14 protein-coding genes, 1 tRNA gene and 3 rRNA genes are annotated in these 22989 nt (G+C 45.1%); 7 read left to right on the top strand and 11 right to left on the bottom strand.

The window, feature by feature from the left end:
• Positions 1 to 147 precede the first annotated feature (147 nt).
• The 3 genes from U4956_RS12085 to U4956_RS12075 all read left to right on the top strand — a co-directional run bounded on the left by U4956_RS12085 (position 148) and on the right by U4956_RS12075 (position 3060).
• A tRNA-Leu gene (locus tag U4956_RS12085) sits at positions 148 to 230 on the top strand.
• 907 nt (positions 231 to 1137) lie between these two features.
• The gene (locus U4956_RS12080) at positions 1138 to 2283 is read left to right on the top strand and encodes an asparaginase (RefSeq protein ID WP_323090944.1); all 1146 of its coding nucleotides are present in this window, start codon (positions 1138 to 1140) and stop codon (positions 2281 to 2283) included.
• 90 nt (positions 2284 to 2373) lie between these two features.
• Positions 2374 to 3060 (top strand): DNA alkylation repair protein, encoded by a 687-nt coding sequence (locus U4956_RS12075; protein ID WP_323090943.1) that lies wholly within the window; start codon positions 2374 to 2376, stop codon positions 3058 to 3060.
• Positions 3061 to 3479: 419 nt separating this feature from the next.
• On the opposite strand, the gene U4956_RS12070 is transcribed toward U4956_RS12075, so the two are convergent.
• The 10 genes from U4956_RS12070 to U4956_RS12025 all read right to left on the bottom strand — a co-directional run bounded on the left by U4956_RS12070 (position 3480) and on the right by U4956_RS12025 (position 15278).
• Positions 3480 to 5147: a hypothetical protein gene (locus U4956_RS12070; RefSeq protein WP_323090942.1), complete on the bottom strand. Its 1668-nt coding sequence runs from the start codon at positions 5145 to 5147 to the stop codon at positions 3480 to 3482.
• 106 nt (positions 5148 to 5253) lie between these two features.
• A complete protein-coding gene (locus U4956_RS12065) occupies positions 5254 to 5481 on the bottom strand; it encodes a hypothetical protein (RefSeq protein WP_323090941.1) in 228 nt (75 codons plus the stop codon).
• Between the two features lie 78 nt (positions 5482 to 5559).
• The gene (locus tag U4956_RS12060) at positions 5560 to 6072 is read right to left on the bottom strand and encodes a hypothetical protein (RefSeq protein ID WP_323090940.1); all 513 of its coding nucleotides are present in this window, start codon (positions 6070 to 6072) and stop codon (positions 5560 to 5562) included.
• Between the two features lie 362 nt (positions 6073 to 6434).
• Positions 6435 to 7220 (bottom strand): ABC transporter permease subunit, encoded by a 786-nt coding sequence (locus tag U4956_RS12055; RefSeq protein ID WP_323090938.1) that lies wholly within the window; start codon positions 7218 to 7220, stop codon positions 6435 to 6437.
• The gene (locus U4956_RS12050) at positions 7201 to 8097 is read right to left on the bottom strand and encodes an ABC transporter ATP-binding protein (protein WP_323090937.1); all 897 of its coding nucleotides are present in this window, start codon (positions 8095 to 8097) and stop codon (positions 7201 to 7203) included. The genes U4956_RS12055 and U4956_RS12050 overlap by 20 nt, the downstream gene beginning before the upstream one ends.
• 6 nt (positions 8098 to 8103) lie before the next feature.
• Positions 8104 to 8715 carry a TetR/AcrR family transcriptional regulator gene (locus U4956_RS12045; protein ID WP_323090935.1) on the bottom strand — a complete coding sequence of 204 codons (612 nt, stop codon included), beginning with the start codon at positions 8713 to 8715 and terminating at the stop codon, positions 8104 to 8106.
• A gap of 354 nt (positions 8716 to 9069) precedes the next feature.
• Positions 9070 to 9176, bottom strand: a 5S ribosomal RNA gene (gene rrf, locus U4956_RS12040).
• Positions 9177 to 9410: 234 nt separating this feature from the next.
• A 23S ribosomal RNA gene (locus U4956_RS12035) occupies positions 9411 to 12291 on the bottom strand.
• A gap of 355 nt (positions 12292 to 12646) precedes the next feature.
• Positions 12647 to 14175 (bottom strand): 16S ribosomal RNA (locus U4956_RS12030).
• The 16S, 23S and 5S rRNA genes sit together here, the layout of an rRNA operon.
• Before the next feature lie 704 nt (positions 14176 to 14879).
• Positions 14880 to 15278 carry a hypothetical protein gene (locus U4956_RS12025; protein ID WP_323090934.1) on the bottom strand — a complete coding sequence of 133 codons (399 nt, stop codon included), beginning with the start codon at positions 15276 to 15278 and terminating at the stop codon, positions 14880 to 14882.
• A gap of 905 nt (positions 15279 to 16183) precedes the next feature.
• On the opposite strand from U4956_RS12025, the gene U4956_RS12020 reads away from it, so the two are divergent.
• From U4956_RS12020 to U4956_RS12010, 3 genes are all read left to right on the top strand, one after another.
• A complete protein-coding gene (locus U4956_RS12020; RefSeq protein ID WP_323090933.1) occupies positions 16184 to 17644 on the top strand; it encodes a hypothetical protein in 1461 nt (486 codons plus the stop codon).
• Positions 17645 to 17657: 13 nt separating this feature from the next.
• Entirely contained in the window at positions 17658 to 18569 is a 912-nt protein-coding gene (locus tag U4956_RS12015; RefSeq protein WP_323091508.1) for an IS66 family transposase, read from the top strand.
• A 445-nt stretch (positions 18570 to 19014) separates the two neighbouring features.
• Positions 19015 to 20391 (top strand): IS1380 family transposase, encoded by a 1377-nt coding sequence (locus U4956_RS12010; protein ID WP_323090932.1) that lies wholly within the window; start codon positions 19015 to 19017, stop codon positions 20389 to 20391.
• Positions 20392 to 20926: 535 nt separating this feature from the next.
• Here the strand turns inward: U4956_RS12010 and U4956_RS12005 are convergent.
• The gene (locus U4956_RS12005) at positions 20927 to 22012 is read right to left on the bottom strand and encodes a sugar kinase (RefSeq protein ID WP_323090931.1); all 1086 of its coding nucleotides are present in this window, start codon (positions 22010 to 22012) and stop codon (positions 20927 to 20929) included.
• A 452-nt stretch (positions 22013 to 22464) separates the two neighbouring features.
• Here U4956_RS12005 and U4956_RS12000 point away from each other — a divergent pair, with 452 nt between their 5' ends.
• Entirely contained in the window at positions 22465 to 22977 is a 513-nt protein-coding gene (locus U4956_RS12000) for a gamma-glutamylcyclotransferase family protein (RefSeq protein WP_323090930.1), read from the top strand.
• Positions 22978 to 22989: the final 12 nt, after the last annotated feature.

Raw genomic sequence — 22989 nt, 5'->3', positions numbered from 1 at the left:
TTTTAATGAAATCTATTAGAGTTTTTTTTAACTTAAAGATATTCAGATTGATCCATGGCGAAATCAAAACTGACTTTTGTATGGGCGTTGATTCTCTTTTCAGGGCCTGTTGCATTTTTCGTCCGGGCGTGGTTTAATAGTCCTTGCGCGGGCGTGGTGAAACTGGCAGACACGCTAGACTTAGGATCTAGTGCTTACGCATGCAGGTTCGAGTCCTGTCGCCCGCACCACTTTTAATACTCAGGATCTGCAATCAAAGCGGATCCTTTTTTTTTACGTCTTTTTGGGAAAGCCCTGAAATCCGTTCTCTCTATTTGGTGGTCTTCTCTATATCTCCCTTCTCCTTTTGGATCAGAGTCACTGATACGGCCGGTCCTTCTGATTTGAGAATCATATTCGCTCTGTTTTCGGTTTTATCCTACTTTTTGTTTATATTCGATCTCGATTGTAACTCCCTGTGCCCAGGCGGTGATCAGGGTCTTCAACAACACTGACTGTCATTTGATTTCCCCAATTCTGATCAGCACCTTATTTCTTTTTAATTCCCTTTTTCAAGCCCATTTTTTATTTGTCTATTCACATCAGTAGACAATCATTAGACATTTCCTGTCATAATTTATTCCAGATAAAAAATTCACAACGCTTACATTGCTGCAAGTGTTGCGTCTGTTTGCATTCCAGAAATCATCCTGCACATTTGAATAGTGCCTGACAGGCACAATCTCAGTAGGCGCGGTCTGTTTTTGCGAGAACAGATCGTCTGAAAAAGCCAACGCAGAGTTCTAATTCCCTGAAAACAAATTTCCATGCCTGCTTTTTTTAATTCTTCAGGTTCTTACGCAAATAGCGTGTTTAGCTACTGTTACTATTATTGACGATAGCGATTGTAGCTAATAGTAATAACCCAAAATGTGATAGACAAGCTCATCTCGAATTAGGCATTGTTATTTAATCAACAGCATAAATGATGCAAGTTTATTTATTCACCAGGGTTATTAGTGTTAAAAACTACATTTGCGTAAGATCCATTCTTCATTTCTGCACGCTTGAAGGTTTTCAGATTTATTTTTTCTTCTTCTGGCCTGCTTACAAGGTTGATTCATTGTTTGGAAACAGTCAATCTTCTAAAATAAGGCTATGAACGAAAACAATACATCTTCTGCCGATACTCGAGCAGAGCCAAACTCTGCCGCAAAATCGGAGTTTCCTTTTCACTGCACCCAAAACCATGCGCAATCGGTGTTTTCTGAGCGTCAAAAAGGGCCAGACAATCCATCAGAAACCAAGCTGTCGTCTTGCGGCAATCGTAAAAAGGTTGCGATTGTTGCCACCGGCGGAACTATTGCCGGATCCGGCCGGATCGGGGAATCGGCCCAGTATAAAGCCGGAACCCTGTCAGTTGATTCCATTCTGGAAACCATTCCCCAGATCAACGAACTGGCTGAACTGGATATCCATACCTATTGTTCCAAAGACTCCAATGACATTACTCTCGAAGACGGACTTGGAATCAAAAAGCTGGTTGAATCCCTTTGTGAAGATCCAGCCATTGATGGAGTTGTGATTACCCATGGCACCGATACGCTTGAAGAGACAGCGTTTTTCCTCAATTTAGTCCTGAATGTCTCCAAACCCGTTGTCATGACTGGCGCGATGCGGCCGGCTACTTCCACCAGTGCTGATGGACCGATGAATCTCTATCAGTCCGTTGCTCTGGCTGCTCATCCTTATGCCCGTAACATGGGCGTTCTGGTCGTTATTGGTGACACCATTTATTCCGGCCGTGATCTGACCAAGATCAACTCCATTAAAACCGATGCTTTTGAAGTCGGCGATCCAGGACCGGTTGGCTATATGCAGGATGATCAGGTGTTTATGGTCCATCAGCCCTATCGCCGTCATACAATCTATTCTCACTTCTGCCAGAATCCTGGGCCTCTGGATAAGAAGGTTGAAATCTTCTATGTCCATATCAACAGTGACCCCAGCCTGCTTTCCTACATGCTGGATACTTATGATGGTGTTGTACTCGCCGGGACAGGGGCCGGAAACTATTCCAATGCAATCAAAGACGTGATTGAATCGTATACCGGTAATTGTGTCATCGTTCGCTCAAGTCGTCTTTTAGAGGGATCAGCCTTTGACTCACCAGTTTTTGATCCAGAACAGATCACTATCCCTGCCCTGCGCCTTTCTCCGCACAAAGCTCGAATTCTTTTACTGTTAGGACTCAGCCAGAATTTTTCCAAAGAGCAGATCCGCCAGCTGTATCGAGAATACTGATCCTGAAGACCGACTACAACCATTGGGAAAACAAAGACCGATTACAAATATTCAAAGAATATAGATCAAACCGACTGGAGGCGATATTCAATGCAATTTTCCTTAGAAGACAAACTGCTTCCTTTACAGGATTCCAGACGGGCCACATTTAATGCCAGACTGGCTCCGACCATTCCATCGGATCGCTTTCTTGGGATCAGAACGCCTGATCTGAAAGTTATCGCCAAATCTCTGGATGCTGAGCAGAAAGAAGCTTTTCTGACTTCTCTGCCTCACGCTTATGTCGAAGAAGATATCATCCATATCCAGCTGCTCAATGAATACAAGAACATCGACAAAGCCAGGCGTGCTCTGCTGGCTTTTCTTCCTTTTATTCAGTCGTGGTACCAGACAGATGGATTAACCTTTCCGCGTCTTTCGACTGATGAGCTTTTAGAACTCGCCCAATCCTTTCTGGACCGGCCCGAAAGCTATGCCAGACGGCTGGGAATGATCTGGATCATGAAGCGGGCCCCAAAACTGGATTCCATAACTGCCAATACATGGCTTGAAAAAGCCCTGGCAGCTGCTGGCGACGAACGTGAAATTCAGCTGGCCAAAGCCTGGCTGCTTTGCGAATTCATGATCTGGAAACCCGGACTGGCTATGACGGCCCTGTCTTCCAAAGAACTGGATCCGACGCTGATTCGAACGGCGATTGGCAAATGTGTTGACAGCCGCCGGATTGATGAGCCGACCAAGCAGACTCTTCGGCAGCTGCGCCGGCAGCTCTCTTAAGTTCCTGAAAGATAAAACGCCCAGATCAGACTGGTAAATAACCTGGTCTCGGTAATGGATACATGCCTTGGATGTCATGTCTCGTTTACAGAGATCAGTTCAAAAACCAGCCGATCCGGGCGTTTTCTTTTGGTACACTGATCACTTTGGATTTCAATCAGCCGTTGTTGGCAGAATCTTGAGAGAAACGGCCTTTTCAGGATCTGTCAGATCCTTCAGGAATTTCAGAACCTTGCCTGTCTGGTTTCTCTGTTTCTTCTTGTCTTTCAGAGGGCTTTCCTCCCCATGGCAAGCCATGGGGTATTCGCCCTAGCTTGATAACGGCTTTGAAGGTCCTTGGGGATCCGTGTTCCTGCCGCTGTCTTTTTTGCCATTTTCTATTCCTCATTTCATTCGTAATTAAGTTTACAATCCTGTGTTTATAGCCAGTCATTGATTTCAGCTCGAAAACGCGGATAGCGTTTAATCAGCTTGTCATAGCGGGCATGAAAATCATCGGATAGCCCTTTTTCTCCATATAAAGAGCGAGCATGGTAAAGAGCACCGACAAACTGAGCACAACGGAAATATTCTTTACGGGCCTGTGAAGCTGTAATTTCTTCACAGAATTCAAGAATCCGATCATTTAGCAGATCCAGAGCTTTCTGAATCTCTTCTTCAGAAAGCTGGGCACGCGCAAAAGCCCGACTAAAGATCATGGAATAATCGACTTTCTGCTCATCCAATGCTGTGGATTCAAAGCTGGCATAGTTCCCCTCCATTAAGAATCGTTCAGCCAGAGCAAAAAGCGATTTATGGGTCATCGAATGCCCCAGCAGACACAGCAGAACAGTCATTTCTGTTCGTCTGGAAGAAACATGGCCAGCTTCGCGCGTCAGTTCACTTAATACAGGTTCGATATTTCCTTCCAGAACAGAATAAGTGGTGCACAGGTATTTGTCCTCGTTGATACTTTTTAAGTCTGGAAGGTAGTCCCGGTCAGGATCGAGGCAGGCCAGTGCGTAATAGCGCTTAAACGTTGGTCTGTCATTGATCGCTTTTTTCAGCTGGTCAATTGCCTTTTCCTTGTTTCCCCGCCTTTGTTCAACCATTGAAAGTTCATCATGCCACAAAGCCCGGCGGTAGGGTTCATTCTCCATTCTGGCAAGAAGCTGTTCAAGAAACTGACTTTGACTTTCAAGGGAAGCACTCTGACGATAAGACTCGAAAAATTTCTTTCGAAAATATGGAATGGACCTGACTAGTTTCAAAACGTACTCTTTTTGAAGCTCAAGATCAGGGATCCATTTCAGACCGTTTTCAACTGCGTCTCGAAGATTTCCAAATTCTCCGGAAGCCAGTAAGTCAAACCATTTTGTTGCGATTGTCAATTTGATTTTGGCATCTAATTTCTCATTCACTGCCGGCGAAGTAAAGATATCCAGGCTCAGATCATAGCCGACTGCCTTTTCAAACAGGTCGGCAAGACGGGTATCCAAATCTTCCTGCTGATTCAGCAGACAGGAAGCCACAATCGAATCCCAGACAGACGACACCGACATGCCGTCATCGGTCAACATCTCTATTTCTTCAATCACATCTTTAATGGTCTCAAATGAACCAGCATAATAATCATCAATTTCAAGATCCAGGTTCAGCACTTCTTCCAAAAGCTCCAGCCGTAAACGCCATTGATCTGGCCACGAGGCTTCCAGCAAGATATTCTCCAGCCTTTTGAGCAGCTTGATGACTCCTTCTGGATCCTCAATGTAATACTCCGGCTCATCCGAAGAATACCAATCATCATAGTCCTCATTGGCTTCGGCAACGACGTGAAGTACACGATCCCCATGCTCTTCTTTCACCTCACGAATGGTTTCGAGGACCTTCTGGCGATATTCTTCTTTCTTGGCGTTTTCAAGCTCCATTTCAGCCTGATACTGATCATCCTGCATGGAGTAGAGCTCATTTTTAATCGCTTCAATCAAATGATGGCTATGCTCAGGATCAGCCCTTTGAACGGTTTCAGTCAACTTCTCCAATAATTCCCGCGTGGTGATTTTGTTTAGCAGCTCACTGAATTCTTCGACATCCAGCAATTCACTCATGTTCTCTTTTCTCTCTTTCTTCCCACCAGAGGCTCTGATGGCTTAAGCAATGCAAATGGTATTTTGTCATTATTTATTATATCCAAGCTCTCAAAGCCAAAAAAGTTTATGGGAAAAGTTGCGTCTGTTCTGTTTGATTGGACAAATTGCCACCGATTTCAGGATCATTTTTCAAAAAAGTGCCTGTCTTTTCAATACTGGGCGTCAATACCGGGCGCTTTAAAAAAGCAAATAAAAATCCCTCGTCCAGCGAATAGAGCAAGCTGTCTGAAGGATCATCAATTTCAGGAGACTGGAAACGAATGGATTCTGTCTGAACTCTGGAAACAGTCAACCCCCTCACTCTTTCTGAGTGGTCTGTCTTTTGAATGGTCTATCTTATGAACGATCTGTCCCGATCAGTCTGAAATCCTCACGCCAGCAGATTGTTGTACAACAGTTCTGTTGGAATTGCCAGGAGCCATGGCGCTGTAAGAATAGCCAGCCAGAGCGCCACACTTTTTTGTTGGAGGAGGCTCAAAGTCGTCTTGCGAAACCCCCAGCGTCGATCCAGGCTATAGATCAAACAGCCGCCAATCAAAGCGCCAAACAGTCCATAGAGAAAACTTCCCCAGCCAATCATCGCCTGCCCGAACAGATCATCGATAAACGTAAGACTCAGCCAGTCCGAAAGAGCATACCCGCCAAAATAGAACAGACACAAAATGAATGCAGCCAACAGATCCGATACAAACCCGAAGCACCATACGCGGACAATGGAACTCTTCCAGAAGTCCCCGATCTTCTGAATCTTCTTGACCTTTGCCCATATTAACAAAACCAGGGAATCAATCAGAAAATTGACAGGAAGCATAATCAGCCAGAGATAGGAAGGAATAGCTCCAAGCATCCAAGTGGGAAAAAAGATATTTGCAAGTGTGAGCATAAAACGTTCTCCTTTTTCTCAATTTTATAAACTCGCCAATAGGCAGACAATAAAGGACGGCTGACTAAAAATGAAAGCTTTTCGAAACAGTTCTGTGTCCATCTGTTGTTATGGATCTATCCGGTCATCCAGAGAACTTTACCTATAAATCTGCTCAATATCGATCTACACAATCAATCAGATCCGAAAAACATTCGACTATCCTGAAGTTCAAAACCGTCCGATCCGTTTCGATACCGCTGAATGGTCGTTTTTGCTTTCTGTGCCAGCTCTTCAGACTGTCCAGCAAGACTCCCTTCTTCAGTCAGGATCGGAGTATCCAGAATTGTTTTGATCGTCGAATTCTTCTGCGATGCCACCGGTTAATGAATATCTTTCTTTGTATACTTCAGATAAGCAATTATGATTCCGCCAAGTCCTATGGCTATGCCAATGACAACCATTGCACCATTCAGTTTTCCATTTGCCACAATATCGGCGCCGTCACAATATCCAAACGGGGTTATGTATTTCAGAAACTCAGCGGTATCTGTAATGTTGGCCACCAGGCTCAGAAAATACATCATTGCCGCAATACTAAGGCCTGCGCTCGCACTTCCTTTGCGAAGGAATGCCGAAATACCAAAACATATTCCCGCAAGTTCAAGCTGGAGCAGATAATAGGCGAGATGCAGCAGACCTATTTCTTTCCAAGGGATTTCTTCACCAACAGCGGCGATAGAGCCGATCGCAACGGTATAGAGAATAAGATTCATCCCTGTAATCAGAATCAGTACCGCCATCAGCTTTTCCGTAATCATCCTTTTGCGGCCGACCGGATGTGTCAGCAGAAATTCTGCAGTTTTGTCCTTTTCTTCTTTACTGAGAATGCCTGCGGCAAAAAGAGAAGCAAAAAATGCGCCGCCAAGTCCTAAAACATTCCCACACTCAACAGCATAAAATCCAACGAGCGTGCCAAAATTCAAACGATCCATCCCAAACGCCTCGGTAAAAGAACCCATAGAGGCAAATATTTCACTGACACCATCCATCTGGTCTTTCATTTCTGGAAACAGAAAAATACAGACTGCAAGAAGAAATCCAATGGAAGCTGTCCAGATCAAAAAGGTGGTTTTCCCTTGCTTTAATTCATGTTTGACAAGTGTCATACCTCTCATCATCCTTTTCATAATAATGCAGAAAAATTTCTTCCAGGTCTGGTTCCGTAATTGTAAGGTCATCAACATGGCCTGAAGACAGCGCCCGCAGCAAGGCATTCATATCCCCACTGTAAAGAAAACTAACCGAACCCTCTGAAACTTTACTGTCTCGAATACCATGAAGATGCTCAAGACTGACAGTGCCGTGAATGGCAATGCGTTTTGCACTTGTTTTTGAAAGAGCGTCCACACTGTCACAGGCAATGATTCTGCCCTCTCGGATAATTGCAGCCCGCGAACAGTTGCGCTGAATTTCAGACAGAACATGGCTCGAGATAAAAATCGTTGTCCCTTCCCTGTTTCTCTCTTGCAGAATATCAAAGAACACTTTTTGCATCAGCGGATCAAGTCCACTCGTTGGTTCGTCCAGCACAAGCAATTCCGGTCTATGCTGTAAAGCGCAGACAATAGCAACCTTTTTTCTGTTGCCAAAGGACAAATCATCGATCTTTCGGTCTGTATCCAGCTGTAAGCGATCACAAAGCAATCTGGCTTCTGCAGTACAGTCCTTTTTCCTCAAATCAGCGGACAGCTTGAGTATGTCTTTTACTTTCATTCCCGGATAAAACAATGCTTCTGAAGGAAGATAACCGACATTTTGCAAAATCGACACCTTTTTCTTGCTGACATCTTTCCCGAATACCGTCGCACTGCCCGATGTTGGGGCAATCAATCCAAGCAAAATGCGAATTGTCGTGGACTTTCCTGCACCATTCGGACCGATAAATCCAAAGAATTCGCCCTGTTCTACCGTCAGGTCAAGGTCAGCAATCCCCCTTGACTTACCATAATATTTCGTAAGCTTTGTCGTTTTGATCAGGTCCATATGGTCTCACTCCCTTTGAAGATAAATGCTTTTCCAAAAGTTTATCAGCTTATTAAAATCTTTTTCCATCTGATCTATATCTACATCGCCCCGCTGCACCATCTCCCAAAGATAACCCTCTGAGGCCCAATACATCTCGCGATACATCATAGATACATCAAGTCCGGGAACAAACTGTTCAGGACTCATGTTCAGCAGTGCCCTGTCCGCTTTCAGATCGAAATACTTGTGATAGCTTTCCTGAACGGCAGCGCAGATTTCCGGGTCTTTTTCATAAAACGCCCTGAGAGTGAAGTTCGCCATGTGAGGATAAAGGCGGATAATTTCCATTTTGGCCTTCATCCCTCTTTCCATACTCTCGAAAAAATCTTTTTGTTCGTAGCAGCCATACTCTGTCAAATAGTCAATCGTCATTTCTGCGCAGGTGTCCCACAAAAACAAATACAGCTCTTTCTTGTTATGAAAATAATGAAAGAGCAGAGATTTGCTGATTCCAGCAGCATCTGCAATTTCACTCATAGGGCTGTTCTTATAAGAGTTTTGGGAAAATACCTGATAGCCTGCATTGATGATCGCCTGCTGTTTTTCTACTGGCAGTAAAAAGAACCTTTCGTTCATAGCCCAACCTCCGTTAACCGATTCGGTTAATATCAGATATAAAGTCATTGACCGATTTTGAGAAGACTCTCTCTGGAAATTCCGCCAGAGAATGCAGAAAAGCCAATATGTGGATAAATTTGTAGTGAAAGACAATAATTTTAATCTGATTCCGATATATGATTTGGAAAGAACGATCTGCGACTTAATAAGAAGCAAAAGTTCCATTGAAGTTCAGGATTTTAACGCCGTGGACGAGGTCCCATATAACCAAAAGGAAGCTATCAAATATTAACTGTTTAATATGATGAGGCTATGAATATAAAAAAACCGAAGAATATCGGATTTCTCCTTTATTCTTCGGGTTTTGCTTTTGTCTGGCGACTTCCTATTTTTGCTTTTACACTATCGTCGGCGTTCAATGGCTTAACGGCCGTGTTCGAGATGGGAACGGGTGTGACCCATTGGCTATCGTCACCATACCGGTTTGTCTTACGACTTAACCATTTTATCTCATGGATCTTTCAAAAACAAACACCAGCTTCGACATAACCTTGGTTACAGTTATGATCTGATCATTTCTGATCGTTTTACTTCTTATTACCGCCTGTCTGTGATTTTGAATGATTCTGGAATCATTGTCTTTAACTTGCCTCTTTGACTCTGTTTCCATATCCTTCATTCTTCATCACTTCCAACAGGCGCTCTCGTTATCTTAGATTAAGCTTTCGACCGATTAGTACTGGCCAACTTCATGGATCACTCCACTTCCATACCCAGCCTATTTCCTTGTAGTCTTCAAGGGGTCTTATCTACCGCAGATCTTATCTTGGGGCTGGCTTCGCACTTAGATGCTTTCAGCGCTTATCCATTCCCTGCTTGGCTGCCCGGCTGTGCCACTGGCGTGACAACCGATGCACCATTGGCAGGTCCATCCCGGTCCTCTCGTACTGAGGACAGCTCCCCTCAGATCTCCTGCGCCCACAACAGATAGGGACCGAACTGTCTCACGACGTTCTGAACCCAGCTCGCGTACCGCTTTAATGGGCGGACAGCCCAACCCTTGGAACCGAATCCAGCTCCAGGATGCGATGAGCCGACATCGAGGTGCCAAACCCCGCCGTCGATGTGAACTCTTGGGCGGGATCAGCCTGTTATCCCCAGGGTAGCTTTTATCCGTTGAGCGACGGCCCTTCCATTCGGTACCGCCGGATCACTAATCCCGACTTTCGTCCCTGCTCCACTTGTTGGTGTCGCAGTCAGGCGCGCTTTTGCATTTACACTCTCTGTCTGGTTTCCATCCAGACTGAACGCACCTTTGGGCGCCTCCGTTACTCTTTAGGAGGCGACCGCCCCAGTCAAACTGCCCGCCTGGCACTGTCTGTAAGATTCTCTCTTCACGTTAGGGCTTCAAATCATCAGGGGCGGTATCCCAACGGCGGCTCCAAAGAAACTGGCGTTCCTTCTTCATAGCCTCCCGCCTATCCTGTACATGACCATCCAAAACCCAATACCAGGCTGCAGTAAAGCTCCATGGGGTCTTTCCGTCTAGTTGCGGGTAACCTGCATTTTCACAGGTACTAAGATTTCACCGAGTCTGCTGCCGAGACAGCGCCCAAATCGTTTCACCTTTCGTGCGGGTCAGAACTTACCTGACAAGGAATTTCGCTACCTTAGGACCGTTATAGTTACGGCCGCCGTTCACTGGGGCTTCGGACCACTGCTTCTCCCTGCGGATAACAGATCCCCTTAACCTTCCAGCACCGGGCAGGTGTCACCCCATATACTTCGCCTTGCGGCTTTGCATAGAGCTGTGTTTTAGTTAAACAGTCGCTTGGGCCTTTTCACTGCGGCTCTCTCGAGCGCCCCTTCTTGCGAACGTACGGGGCAATTTTGCCGAGTTCCTTGGCAACAGTTCTCTCGCTCACCTTCGCTTGCTCAGCGCGCCCACCTGTGTCGGTTTTGGTACGGGCCGCAATAAAGTTTAAGCTAGAAGCTTTTCTTGAAAGCCGCTCCATGTGCTTGGCTACTTTCTTTCGATTTCACTTACCCTTCACGCTCTGTACGCATTGATCCGGATTTGCCTGGATCCGTACTGCCGCGCTTGGCCCTCAATCCATTAAGAGGGTCACACTTCCCGTCTTTGTCACTCCATCGCCTTTATTGCGGGTGCAGGAATCTTCGCCTGCTTTCCATCTGCTTCGCCTGTCGGCTTATCATTAGGTCCCGACTGACCCAGGGCGGACGAACCTTCCCCTGGAATCCTTGGGCTTTCGGTGTGCAGGATTCTCACCTGCATCTCGCTACTCACACCGGCATTCTCACTTCCATGCCCTCCACAGACTCTCACGATTCTGCTTCCATGAACATGCAACGCTCCCCTACCATAAAAATCTTTCAATCCTTATCCGCGGCTTCGGCAGATGACTTAGCCCCGGTACATTTTCGGCGCAGGGCCACTCGACTAGTGAGCTGTTACGCACTCTTTAAAGGGTGGCTGCTTCTGAGCCAACCTCCTAGTTGTCCGTGCGTCCCCACATCCTTTTCCACTGAGTCATCATTTTGGGGCCTTAGCCGGCGGTCTGGGCTGTTTCCCTCTTGAGCATGGACCTTATCACCCACACTCTGACTGCCAACTACTCTCCTTGCGGCATTCGAAGTTTGATTCCATTCAGTACCCCGGGATGGGGCCATCATGAATTCAGTGCTCTACCTCCGCTGGCTTGCGTTAACGCTAGCCCTAAAGCTATTTCGGGGAGAACCAGCTATCTCCGGGTTCGATTGGAATTTCTCCGCCAGCCACAGGTCATCCGCCAGCTTTTCAACGATGGTCGGTTCGGTCCTCCACAAAGTTTCACCTCTGCTTCAACCTGCCCATGGCTAGATCACCCGGTTTCGGGTCTGCTCCTGGCTACTTCATTCGCCCTGTTAAGACTCGCTTTCGCTTCGGCTTCGCATTTTCCTGCTTAACCTTGCATCCAAAAGCAGCTCGCCGGTTCATTCTACAAAAGGCACGCCATCACCCTTTGACGGGCTCTGACTTCTTGCAGGCATACGGTTTCAGGTTCTCTTTCACTCCGCTTGCGCGGTTCTTTTCACCTTTCCCTCACGGTACTTCTTCACTGTCGCTCACTCTTACTTATTCAGCCTTGGCGGATGGTCCCGCCTGCTTCCGACAGGATTTCACGTGTCCCGTCGTACTCAGGATCTCGCTGACTACTTGGCTTGCTTTCCAGTACAGGGATTTCACCTTCTGTGTCCGTGCTTTCCATCACGTTCCTGTTCACTCGCGTTTCGTCTGTTGCGCTCCTACAACCCCATATCGCTATGGTTTGGGCTAATTCCCTTTCGCTCGCCGCTACTCGGGAAATCACTGTTGTTTTCTTTTCCTCCGGCTACTTAGATGTTTCAGTTGGCCGGGTTGCTCTCCATATCAAAGACATGGATGACTGGATATGACTCCAGCCGGGTTCCCCCATTCGGATACCTGCGGATCGTCGCTTTCCTGACAGCTCCCCGCAGCTTTTCGCAGTCTGATGCGTCCTTCATCATTCAAGAGTGGCAAGGCATCCTCCGTACGCCCTTCCTTGCTTGATCTAGTTTCAAATATGCTTGTTTTTAACTATGCTTTTTCGAGATTTTTCTAATAAGAACTGTTAACTGTTTTCTGACTTGGTAAATCTTGTGACTTCAAAGATCGAATTTCTTCTCTCTTTTCAGTCGGTTACTTTCGTAACGTTGCTACTTACAACTTACGTCAGACCTTCTGTTATGTCTTATACTGATGTTCGTTTTTCAAAGATCCATGTTTTAGACTGTTTCTTCTGTACTTCTCTTTTGAACTTTGTTCTTCGAGAAGAAGATGAATTTCAGCCTGGAAGATCGCTCTTCCAAAACTCTGTTACAGACTCCAAACTTAGTTACTTAATGCTTCCTTGTACTTTCTCCTTAGAAAGGAGGTGATCCATCCCCACGTTCCCGTAGGGATACCTTGTTACGACTTAACCCCAGTCATCGGCCCCGCCTTCGACGACTCACTCCCCTAAGGGTTATGCCATCGGCTTCGGGCGTTGCCGGCTTCCATGGTTTGACGGGCGGTGTGTACAAGGCCCGGGAACGTATTCACCGCGGCATGCTGATCCGCGATTACTAGCGATTCCAACTTCATGAAGTCGGGTTGCAGACTTCAATCCGAACTGGGACGCCTTTTCTCGGGTTCGCTCCACTTCACAGCTTCGCTTCCGTCTGTAGGCGCCATTGTAGTACGTGTGTAGCCCAGGCCATAAGGGGCATGATGATTTGACGTCATCCCCGCCTTCCTCCGGTTTGTCACCGGCAGTCTGATCTGAGTCCTCATCTTACTGGTAGTAACAGATCACGAGGGTTGCGCTCGTTGCCAGACTTAACTGAACATCTCACGACACGAGCTGACGACAACCATGCACCACCTGTGTGGATGATAACCTCCAACTTATCTCTAAGTCTTTGCATCCCATGTCAAGGCCTGGTAAGGTTCTTCGCGTTGCTTCGAATTAAACCACATACTCCACCGCTTGTGCGGGCCCCCGTCAATTCCTTTGAGTTTCACACTTGCGTGCATACTCCCCAGGCGGAGGAGTCATTGCGTTAGCTTCGGCACCGGGGCATTACCCCCGACACCTGCTCCTCATCGTTTAGGGCGTGGACTACTAGGGTATCTAATCCTATTTGCTCCCCACGCTTTCGTGCCTGAGCGTCAGTAACAGTCCAGGCGGCCGCCTTCGCCACTGGTGTTCTTCCATATATCTACGCATTTTACCGCTACACATGGAGTTCCACCGCCCTCTCCTGTCCTCGAGCGTGGCAGTTTCCAAAGCCTGTACAGGTTGAGCCCGTACCTTTCACTTCAGACTTGCCACGCCGCCTGCGCACCCTTTACGCCCAATCATTCCGGATAACGCTTGCCACCTACGTATTACCGCGGCTGCTGGCACGTAGTTAGCCGTGACTTTCTGGCAGGTTACTATCAAAAGAAAAGCATTTCCTCTTTCCTTCTTTTCTGACCTGCAACAGAGCTTTACGATCCGAAGACCTTCCTCACTCACGCGGCATTGCTCGTTCAGGCTTGCGCCCATTGACGAAAATTCCCTACTGCTGCCTCCCGCAGGAGTCTGGGCCGTGTCTCAGTCCCAGTGTGGCCGATCGCCCTCTCAGGCCGGCTATGCATCATCGTCTTGGTAGGCTTTTACCCTGCCAACTAACTAATGCACCGCAGATCCATTCATCTCCCAGGCTTTAGGGCCTGTTTCAAAAACAGAAGATGCCTTCTGTTTTCCTATGGGGTTTTAGACTTCGTTTCCAAAGCGTATCCCCCGGATATGGGCAGGTTATCTACGTGTTACTCACCCGTTCGCCACTGAACACAAAAGTGTTCCGTTCGACTTGCATGTATTAGGCATGCCGCCAGCGTTCATCCTGAGCCAGGATCAAACTCTCCATTTGATATTGACTCAACGCTATTGCGTTTATATTTCGTGAATTGATTATTGAAGTATTAAGTGTTGTTTCAAGAATCGACGTGTTAATTTCGAATATTGAATTGTCTGTAATCAGAGTTTTCAAAGAGCCATCTGTTTGTGAGCGAATTAATTTCCCTCACAAAGCTTATTTATCTTATCATCAGCCAGATCATTCGTCAACATCTTTTGTGAAATATTTTTAAGAATTTCACAATCGATGATTTCTTCGATATCTAAAGATGATTCGCGCCAGGTCAGCGGCTTTGTTGCCGCGTTTTCTTAACGCTCAATTACTATAACACTGGGCAGTATCCCGGGTCAAGCGTTTTTGTGAAAATATTTTCTATATTCACAATATAGCTTTTCCGGGCTTTGAAGAATCTTTAAAGCCAGATCCTCATTTCCGCGATGTTTCTGGCTGCTTTTCATCAGCTGAAAAACAGCTTTTTCTTTATACCGCATCGGATATCGTTCTGTCAAATATTTGGTCTTTTTAAGGAATAAATTCTACGTTGCTTGTCACCTGTAAAAACAGAACTGGATAATTCGGATGCAGTTGTGAGATGGTTGTCACAACTATATCTGTAACAGTCAGGCCGCGATAGTCTGCATGAATTCCTTCCGTTGCAATGACTATGATCTGCTCACCGCTTCCAGCTTTTCATCAGATATCTGTCAGAACTGTTTTCAGGATTTTCTTCTCAGGATTTTTGCTATGAAGCAATCGCAGATCCACACAAGCAAGCCATAAATCTCTGACAAGCCTACAAGCACAATACTCCAGTCAGGAACTCTTGCTAACGGGCTTGTATTGTATGGATCAATCCATCCGAGTCCAAACCAGATCAGGCCGGCAATGGCGAATACAGTGATCTGAATCAGAAATGTATGACGTTTTTTGACCATCATCCAAAGAAGCCGGATACTGTAAAAATGCTGACAAATCAGCAGGACCAAAATACATGGTGCCAGCCGGACTACTTCTTGCGGATAATAGAAAAAACCCTGAAGATAGAGCAGGACAATGAAAACGACCAGACAGATCAGTGTCTGGATAAGACTGATTTTTCTAATTCTTTTTTTCATACATCTTCCCCATTTTGAATAACCGTCACTTGATTATATCCTGTCTATTTCAGTTTGCTGATTCTTTTCTGATGGATATTCCATAAAAAAATTTGATGACACGCTGAGGATGATAGATGTTCTTTTCTCTGAGAAAAACACTGAGCCAGAGAATGTTATGAGAACATTAACGAATTCAATTAGACCCACAAGAGCCAACAATCTGAAATATCAGCAGATCCTTTGGATCAAACTTGTCAAAAGCCGAGCGCAGAATGTTTCAGTAACAATTCTATTTGTTGTATTCAAAAAGCCGCAGCCTAGATTCGTTACATCATGGGCTGTGGCTTGCAAGAAATATTAGATGAATCGGGATCTCCCTATGAGGTTTGGCCTTCCAAACTTTTCATTTGAGTTCAGTCCCGTTGGACTCCGAATGGATTAAATCAGCGATTTTCCAACGCTCCAGGCATCAGCCACCTCACCGCCAACTTTGTGGTAAGTAGCTTTCATGGCATTGAACGTGATCAGTTCCATCTTTTCAAGATCTGGTTTTCCGGATTCATCGAGGTATGGCTCGTCGCAGGTGATCGCAATGATATTAAACAGTTAATATTTGATGTAACTTATTGATGATAATTGTCTTATGTTGTATCAACAGCTGGCAGAAAAAATGTCTTGGCTTTGCATCGGTTGAAGCTAGGTACTGCAGCGGATCCATCCCTGTTCAAAGAGCTGAATCCTGAAACCAGGATTCAGCATTTGGCTTGTCGGAACAAAAGGCGGTCCTCATTAAAGCGAAAAAAAATCTGTTAAATTTTTATAAAGACATAAATATTGTCAGAATTCCTGTTAAACTCAGCTCAATGAAAGTTCAGTTCTCAATCTGATGCTTTCACTTCTGTTGAGAAAAGAGGTGATCCGCCATGCCGAAGTCTATGATTTTCAGAAGTATTCAGTCGAAAGGCTTTGAAGAACTCAGACCCATTTACGATCAGTGCAGTATGGTTTTCCAGGCGATTCTTAAAGACGCAACTCTCCGGAAAAAAATGGAAAAAGTCCCTTTGGAAGAGGTGGGCGAAGATGGCAAAAAGAAGAAACGCCTGATGGGGCATCTGTTTCATGATTTTGGCTGTATTCTTGGAAATCCACTGTCTGGAAAGGTCTGCAACAGCGCCTGGTACATGAGAATTATCATTTTCAATTTGGTCAGCCTGCTGCGCTCACGGGCGGACCAGGTCAAAATCTATGAGCTTCTTCAAAAGTATCAGTTCAAAATCTGTTCGTCCCTTCGAAAGGAGCTGGCAGAAAACGAATTGTATCCCAGCAACACCAACCTGAAAAACCTCTGTCAGGCTAAAGAAATGCCCCATCTGCCGGAAAGTGCAGTATTCCGCCTGGATTACGCTTATTCCGATAAGCAGATGTGCGTATTTGATTGCGAGAAACTCGAGTTCAGCGTCCAGATTCGGACCAGTAAGGAAGCGCAGAAGACCGGCCTTCCGGAATGGAAAACATTCAATCTGATTCTTCCTTCCTTCATCCGGGAGCAGGCTGCCGGTAAAATTGCGAAGCCGCTTTTCTATACAGATAAAACGGGAAAGCTGATCTGTCAGATTCCCTACGAGGTCAAACCGGAAAAGCATCCGGAATTCAAAAATGTTCTGGGTGTTGATCTTGGAAAGGTGAAGCCGTACTCGGCTGTGGTTCTTTACAGGGATAAAACGTATTCAAATGAAATGACTCCCTCGAAAGAGCTGATGAATCTCTATGAAAAGCTTGCCCGAATCAACGAGAATATTGATCGGAATTATCAGAAATACAAACGGGCTAAAGCCTACCAGAAAAAGGGCGAAGAGGATACCAGACGGCAGCAGGCCAGGTGGTTCAACTATCAAAGCGCCCGGGAAAAGAGAACCCGACTCAAAGAAGAAGCAGAGTGGCTGATGGCAGAAGAAATCGTCGAAATTGCCCGAAGATATCAGTGTAAAGAGATCCATATGGAGAATCTGATCTGGGTAAATAACAGAGGAGGAAAATGGGACTTCAGCTTGATTCGAGACCGGGTGATGCAGGTCGCAGAGCCTCATGGAATTGAGGTTGTTTTCATCAATCCATGTAATACCAGCTGCCGTCATCCTCTTACGCATGAACTGGGAAAAGAATCCGGCCGGAGTATTGTGTTCAAAGACGGGACTCGTGTTGACCGGGATCAGCTGGCAGCCTTGAACATTGCTCTGACAAAAAAAGAGAATAAGGAAGGAGAAAAGACCAAAACAAAAATTCAGAAAACCGAACTGAAGCCCGTTTCAAGCAAAAGACTGGTCAGAAAGGCAGAAAAATTGTGTACTACCACTATTCCAATTCCAGAAGCCATGAAGTTCTGATGAACTTCTTGGGATTGGATACACGGGAACAATTACTTCTGATGCATTTTCAGCCTACGGCACTTTCGCCAATAAACTTTGTGGGGCAGTCATTCTTTCGGGATGCTTCATGCATCTGCGAAGAAACTTTGTCGATGCCATTCAGATCATTGAGAGTAACACTACCGGAGATCTGGATGACAACTGTCCTGAAGCACGAATTATCCACAAAATTGCCGAAATCTATCATCTGAATACGCCCTTAAACCAGGAAACCCCAGAAAAGCGTCTGGCAGTACGGGAAGAAAAAATCAGCAGGCTTGTTGATAAACTGTTTGAGGACATCCATGGTCTGGTTAAGGATCCTGATGTTTTCAATACCTTCTCGGAAACCATGCAGAATGCACTGAACTACGCCATCAATCATGAGGAAAAATTCAAGGTGTTCCTCCATGATCCGGCAGTGCCTATTGATAATGGCGCAGCGGAACGGGCTATAAAACCTATAAACCTCATCCGCCGCAATAGTCTGTTCAGCACGTCTCTTGGGGGAGTTTCTTATACCTGCACCCTTCTTTCTCTGATCGAGACAGCTAAAGCCAACGGTCATAGTGCCCAGCTGTATCTGGATTATCTGTCGAACGAAGCAGGCGCTTTCACGCAGGCCGAGCTTAAAGAAATCGAAGAGGATCCAGATCAGGATTTCGAGTTCCTTATGCCATGGTCCCAAAAGTTTCAGGAGTTCCTGAAATCCAGAATTGAAAACCAGCAGGAAGTGCTCGAGATCATTAAGAACCTTAAATATCCCGATCATCTTCTATCGACTGCTGCAGAAAACCAGTTCGAAGGCAACCTTCCTGTTCTGGATCAGATTGATCAGAATCAGAATAATTACCTTCCGCTGCTTTCAGCAGCCATGCCCCAGAGTGAAATCAGCCCCTGCTAAAGTGGCTCTTTTCATCGTGGGCCGGCAACCTCGCTATAACTACGACGCAAAAACGGCGGCTAAATCACCATTCAATCTGGTGGTTTAGTCGCCTTTCATTTTATCTTATGGAGGACAGACTTAGAACGTCCGACTTATTTGACGCTTACCATGCAGCAGGGTCAAATGATTTTCTTGTCATAAAAATCCCTCCTTATTCTTTACTTCCTATTCTAACCTCAATTGAACACTGAACTCACGCTCAAAATATACCCATGAAATTGAAAGTTGCTAGAAATTATTTTGCTAAACCTGAACAATTCATCAAAACTGACAAATGGCCGGAAACACCTTTAAAGAACGTGTTCCCGGCCATTTTGCTTTTCACCAAACAGGTGAGTGTAAATCGTTCATCATTCCTATACAATATTAGTCGCCAAACCAAAATAAGAAAGGATTTCGAACAATGACACACACCCTGAACAACAGTATGGCCGGTTTTATTCCTGAATGCAACATTTCATTTAATGGAGGGGATCTTTCTTCCGATACCGGTGCAATTCTCCCTCTCGATTTCATCAATTCTAATTCACTTCTTCAGCCTTATGCCAACCTTCCTTTTTCGGACGAAATACAATCCTGCCATCAGAAAAATTCTAACTTCTCTTTGATGGTCCAGCAGGTTTTCAAGTATCTCCTTGGTTACTCATCTCAGGCTGATCAGGGGGTTCTTGCCAAAGACCCAATTCTCTGTCAGTACTTTCAGGGGATTTCTTCCCAAAGCTCGGTCAGCCGTTTTTTCAGCCGTGTCTGTGAAGATACGAATAATGCTTTCTGGCAGATTTTTATGGATCAGGCCTGTCAGTTTATCAGTGCTAACCAGGACGACATTCTTCTTGATGCCGATTCGACAAAAACCGATACCTATGGAAAGCAGGAGGGTGCTGCATGGATCCATCACTACAGCCAGACTGGATATCATCCATTTGTCATTAACGAATACAACTCGAAAACTCTTGTGGGGGCATGGCTGCGTCCTGGATCCACTTATTCTGCAGACGAAGCTGAATCGATCATGGCCGAAGTCCTCAAGCGGCTGCCTGACTCGACTGCGGCTGGCAGAATACGGATTATCATGTTCCGTGGAGACGCCGCTTTTTACTCGGGCGACCTGATGGACCTGTTTGAAGGCCGTTTTAATCCAGTTCGTTATGCCATCAGAGCCAAAGGAACAGACAAACTTGAAAGCTTATGTCAGGATGCCTACGACAGTTCCGACCACGAAGAAGACAGCACTTATACTTCAGCTAAGCCTTTTTATGGAGAAATCCGCTATCAGATGTCCAACTCTTCAAAAAGCAGAAGGGTCTGTTTTAAGCTCTATTTCACCGAAGAAGAGGATGAGAAAGGGCAGGCTCAGCTTCTATTGATCCCTCATATTTTTGCGGTAATCACCAATATCGAAGACATGACCGTAAAACAGGTCATCGACTTCTATTGTCAGAGAGGCAGCAGCGAAAACTACACCAAGGAGTTGAAAAGTGACTTCATGGCAAATACGCTTTCGCATCGCGCATTCGAAGCCAATGCCTTTGAATTTCTTCTGAAATACCTTGCCTATAACCTTTTTCACTTTTTCCAGTTCCGGGTGATGGAAGGTGCTGATCAGAATATGACATGTGGATCCTTCCGTAAAAAATATCAGAAAGTTGCTTCAAGGCTGAGCTTTCATGCGCGAAGCTTTCACTTGAAGATTGCCAGTTCATTTCGTCATGCCGACAGATTCACCCGATATCTGCAAAAGTCCAGGACAATAGGGTGGACAGCCGCTCGTTTGTGCTAAACAGTCTGTAAATAAAGTAAAATTTTAAAATTGACAGCCTTCGGACTGTCTTTTTGTCGTGCACAAAAGCTTGTTATATACGATTTTGACCTGTTTTTGTCCGTCATTTTTGAAAAAATTAAGTCCCCCCCTCCACCGCAAAACATGTGGATAACCTAATCGAGAAAGATTTGTTTGCATTTCGAAGACAAAACACGAAAAATGGTTTTGTGAAAAAAGCCATGAATTATTCGGGCTAAAGTAAAAACAGTTTATTATAGATTGAATTCACCTCCGTTCTATCAGTGTATTTATACTTATGGAAAAGCACTTGACTTGGAAATTAATCCTTATTATTTACTTTATGAAAAGAACTTTTATCTATATTTAGTCCAATAGGTGTAATTCCTTCGTGAGTTCAGGTTGAACATAACTATTCGGCAAAATAATGAACTGCACTTCTTTGTTGATTCCAGACCAGAAAGATTTTGAAGCTTTTCGTTTTGTTTCGTATCTATTTTCCAGTCAATTCTTATTCGATCAGGTGGAAAATGAATCAGCGTTTGATGTCATAGTTCATATTCATCAGATTCTGAATAGATTCAACATTATCCGTGATATTCGCATCGCCATGAATTGTATGCTTGATCACAGAGCTTGCCACCGCAAAATTGACCATATCCATTGGTTCATAATTGTGCATCATCGCATAGATCAGGCCGCTGGCAAAGGCATCTCCGCCACCCACACGATCGAGAATATTAAAGGTAAAGAGTTTGCTTTCAAAGGTTTCACCTTCATACCACATGTAAGCTTTTAAAGAATTCTCGCTGCCGCTGTTCGCATAGCGGACATGGCGGGCGATGCACTTCAGATTCGGATAGCGTTCTACGAATTTCCGGAAGACTTTATCCTGTTCTTTAAAATCAGGCTGGAAGGGGATATCATCTTTCCAGTCGCCTTTAGAATGGTCCGATTCATCTTTCCAGAGATGATAAGGTTCAATACCAAACAGAACATCAATATAGGGCAGGCATTTTGTACAATAATCCCGTGCTTCTTCCCAACTCCAAAGTTTAGAACGGAAGTTGCCATCAAAGCTGACGGTAATTCCCTTTTCTTTGGCCGTCTTCAGACAATCCAGAATAAAGTCCTGCAAGCTTTCAGAAAGAGCAGGTGTAATGCCTGACAGGTGCAGCCAGTCATACCCATCCAGCAGAGCATCAATGTCGACCTGTGAAAAGTCGAATTCTGTAATTGCACTGTGTTTTCGATCGTAGGTGACCTCGCTTGGACGAATTCCATACCCAGTTTCCAGATAATAGGTTCCTAAACGGTGTGTCGGTGTCTGTTCAGGGGTGGTCAGAATCACCGGAGTGCAATGGACATCATTCGATCTGAGCATCCGGATCGCACTTTTTCCCAGTGAGTTATTAGGCACAGCGGTAAAAAAGGTGCTGTCTACGCCAAGATTGGCCAGAGCCATAGCAATATTGGCTTCTGCCCCGCCATAGCTGGCCTCAAAATTGTTGGCTACACGAATCTTTTCATAGTTTGGCGGAGTCAGGCGAAGCATTATTTCACCAATCGTGATGAACTTGGGACCAGTCTGTTCCTTCAGCAACGGATTGTAATTTTCCATAGTTTCCTCCTGGACAGCTGCCTGTTTTAATGATGAAACAAGATGAAAACTATATTTTGAGCAGTAGCATCTGTATGCGCTATTCTATCCGAAAACCATATCTGCTGCTCTTCCGTAGAGTCAGGACAGCTGTCATGTGATAATCCAATACTAGCATGTCCTCCTCCATCTTCGAAATCGATCCGGATATATTCCCGATAGATTCTCTGAATATTTCCGGACATCAAATTAAAGCCGCTCATTGCGGATTCGCCATTCTTTTTGAGAGTTAAAAAAGCTGGGACTGGACCAGATTCTCGCTGTCTCAGACGCACCCAGATCTTTTTTTCTCACGTTTTCTTCCTGCTGAACCTGGTTGGTTATATCCTGATTCTATTCCCAATTTCATATTTACTAATCTATGCATTATATTCTAATAAATATATAAATATATAAAGGAAGGAATTAATGGTATGAAATTATATTATCTCGCTTATGGTTCTAATCTGAATCTTGATCAGATGGAAAGAAGAGCTCCAACCGCAAAAGTTTATGGCTCTGGCTGGCTGCCTGATCATCAGCTGGTCATGAGAGGAATTCCTGGCCGCAGCTATCTGGATGTAATTCCCAGTCCTTCATCTAAGGTTCCAGTCGGCTGCTTCTGTATGGAGGATTCCGATCTTTCCAGTCTGGATGAATATGAAGGATATCCTGATCTCTATAAGCGCAAGACTATTGAACTGCCCATTCACAAACCGGATGGATCAGTCTGTGTGCTAGAGTGCTTTTACTATCAAATGGTTACCGATGACGATCTGGCTCCTTGCAGTAAGTTCTACTTTGAAGAATGCCTTCAAGGATATCAGGATTTCTGCTTTGACCAGACCTATCTTGCCAATGCCTATGCGCAGGCCTTACACTCCATTCGTCAAGAACAGGATTTATTAAAAAACTGCATCTTAGCAATGAAAGAAAAGGAGGAGTAAATCTCGAACTCT

Origin of the sequence: Allobaculum sp. JKK-2023 (assembly GCF_034745455.1) — a bacterium.
Classification (GTDB): domain Bacteria; phylum Bacillota_I; class Bacilli_A; order Erysipelotrichales; family Erysipelotrichaceae; genus Allobaculum.
This window is presented reverse-complemented; position numbering and strand designations above follow the sequence as displayed.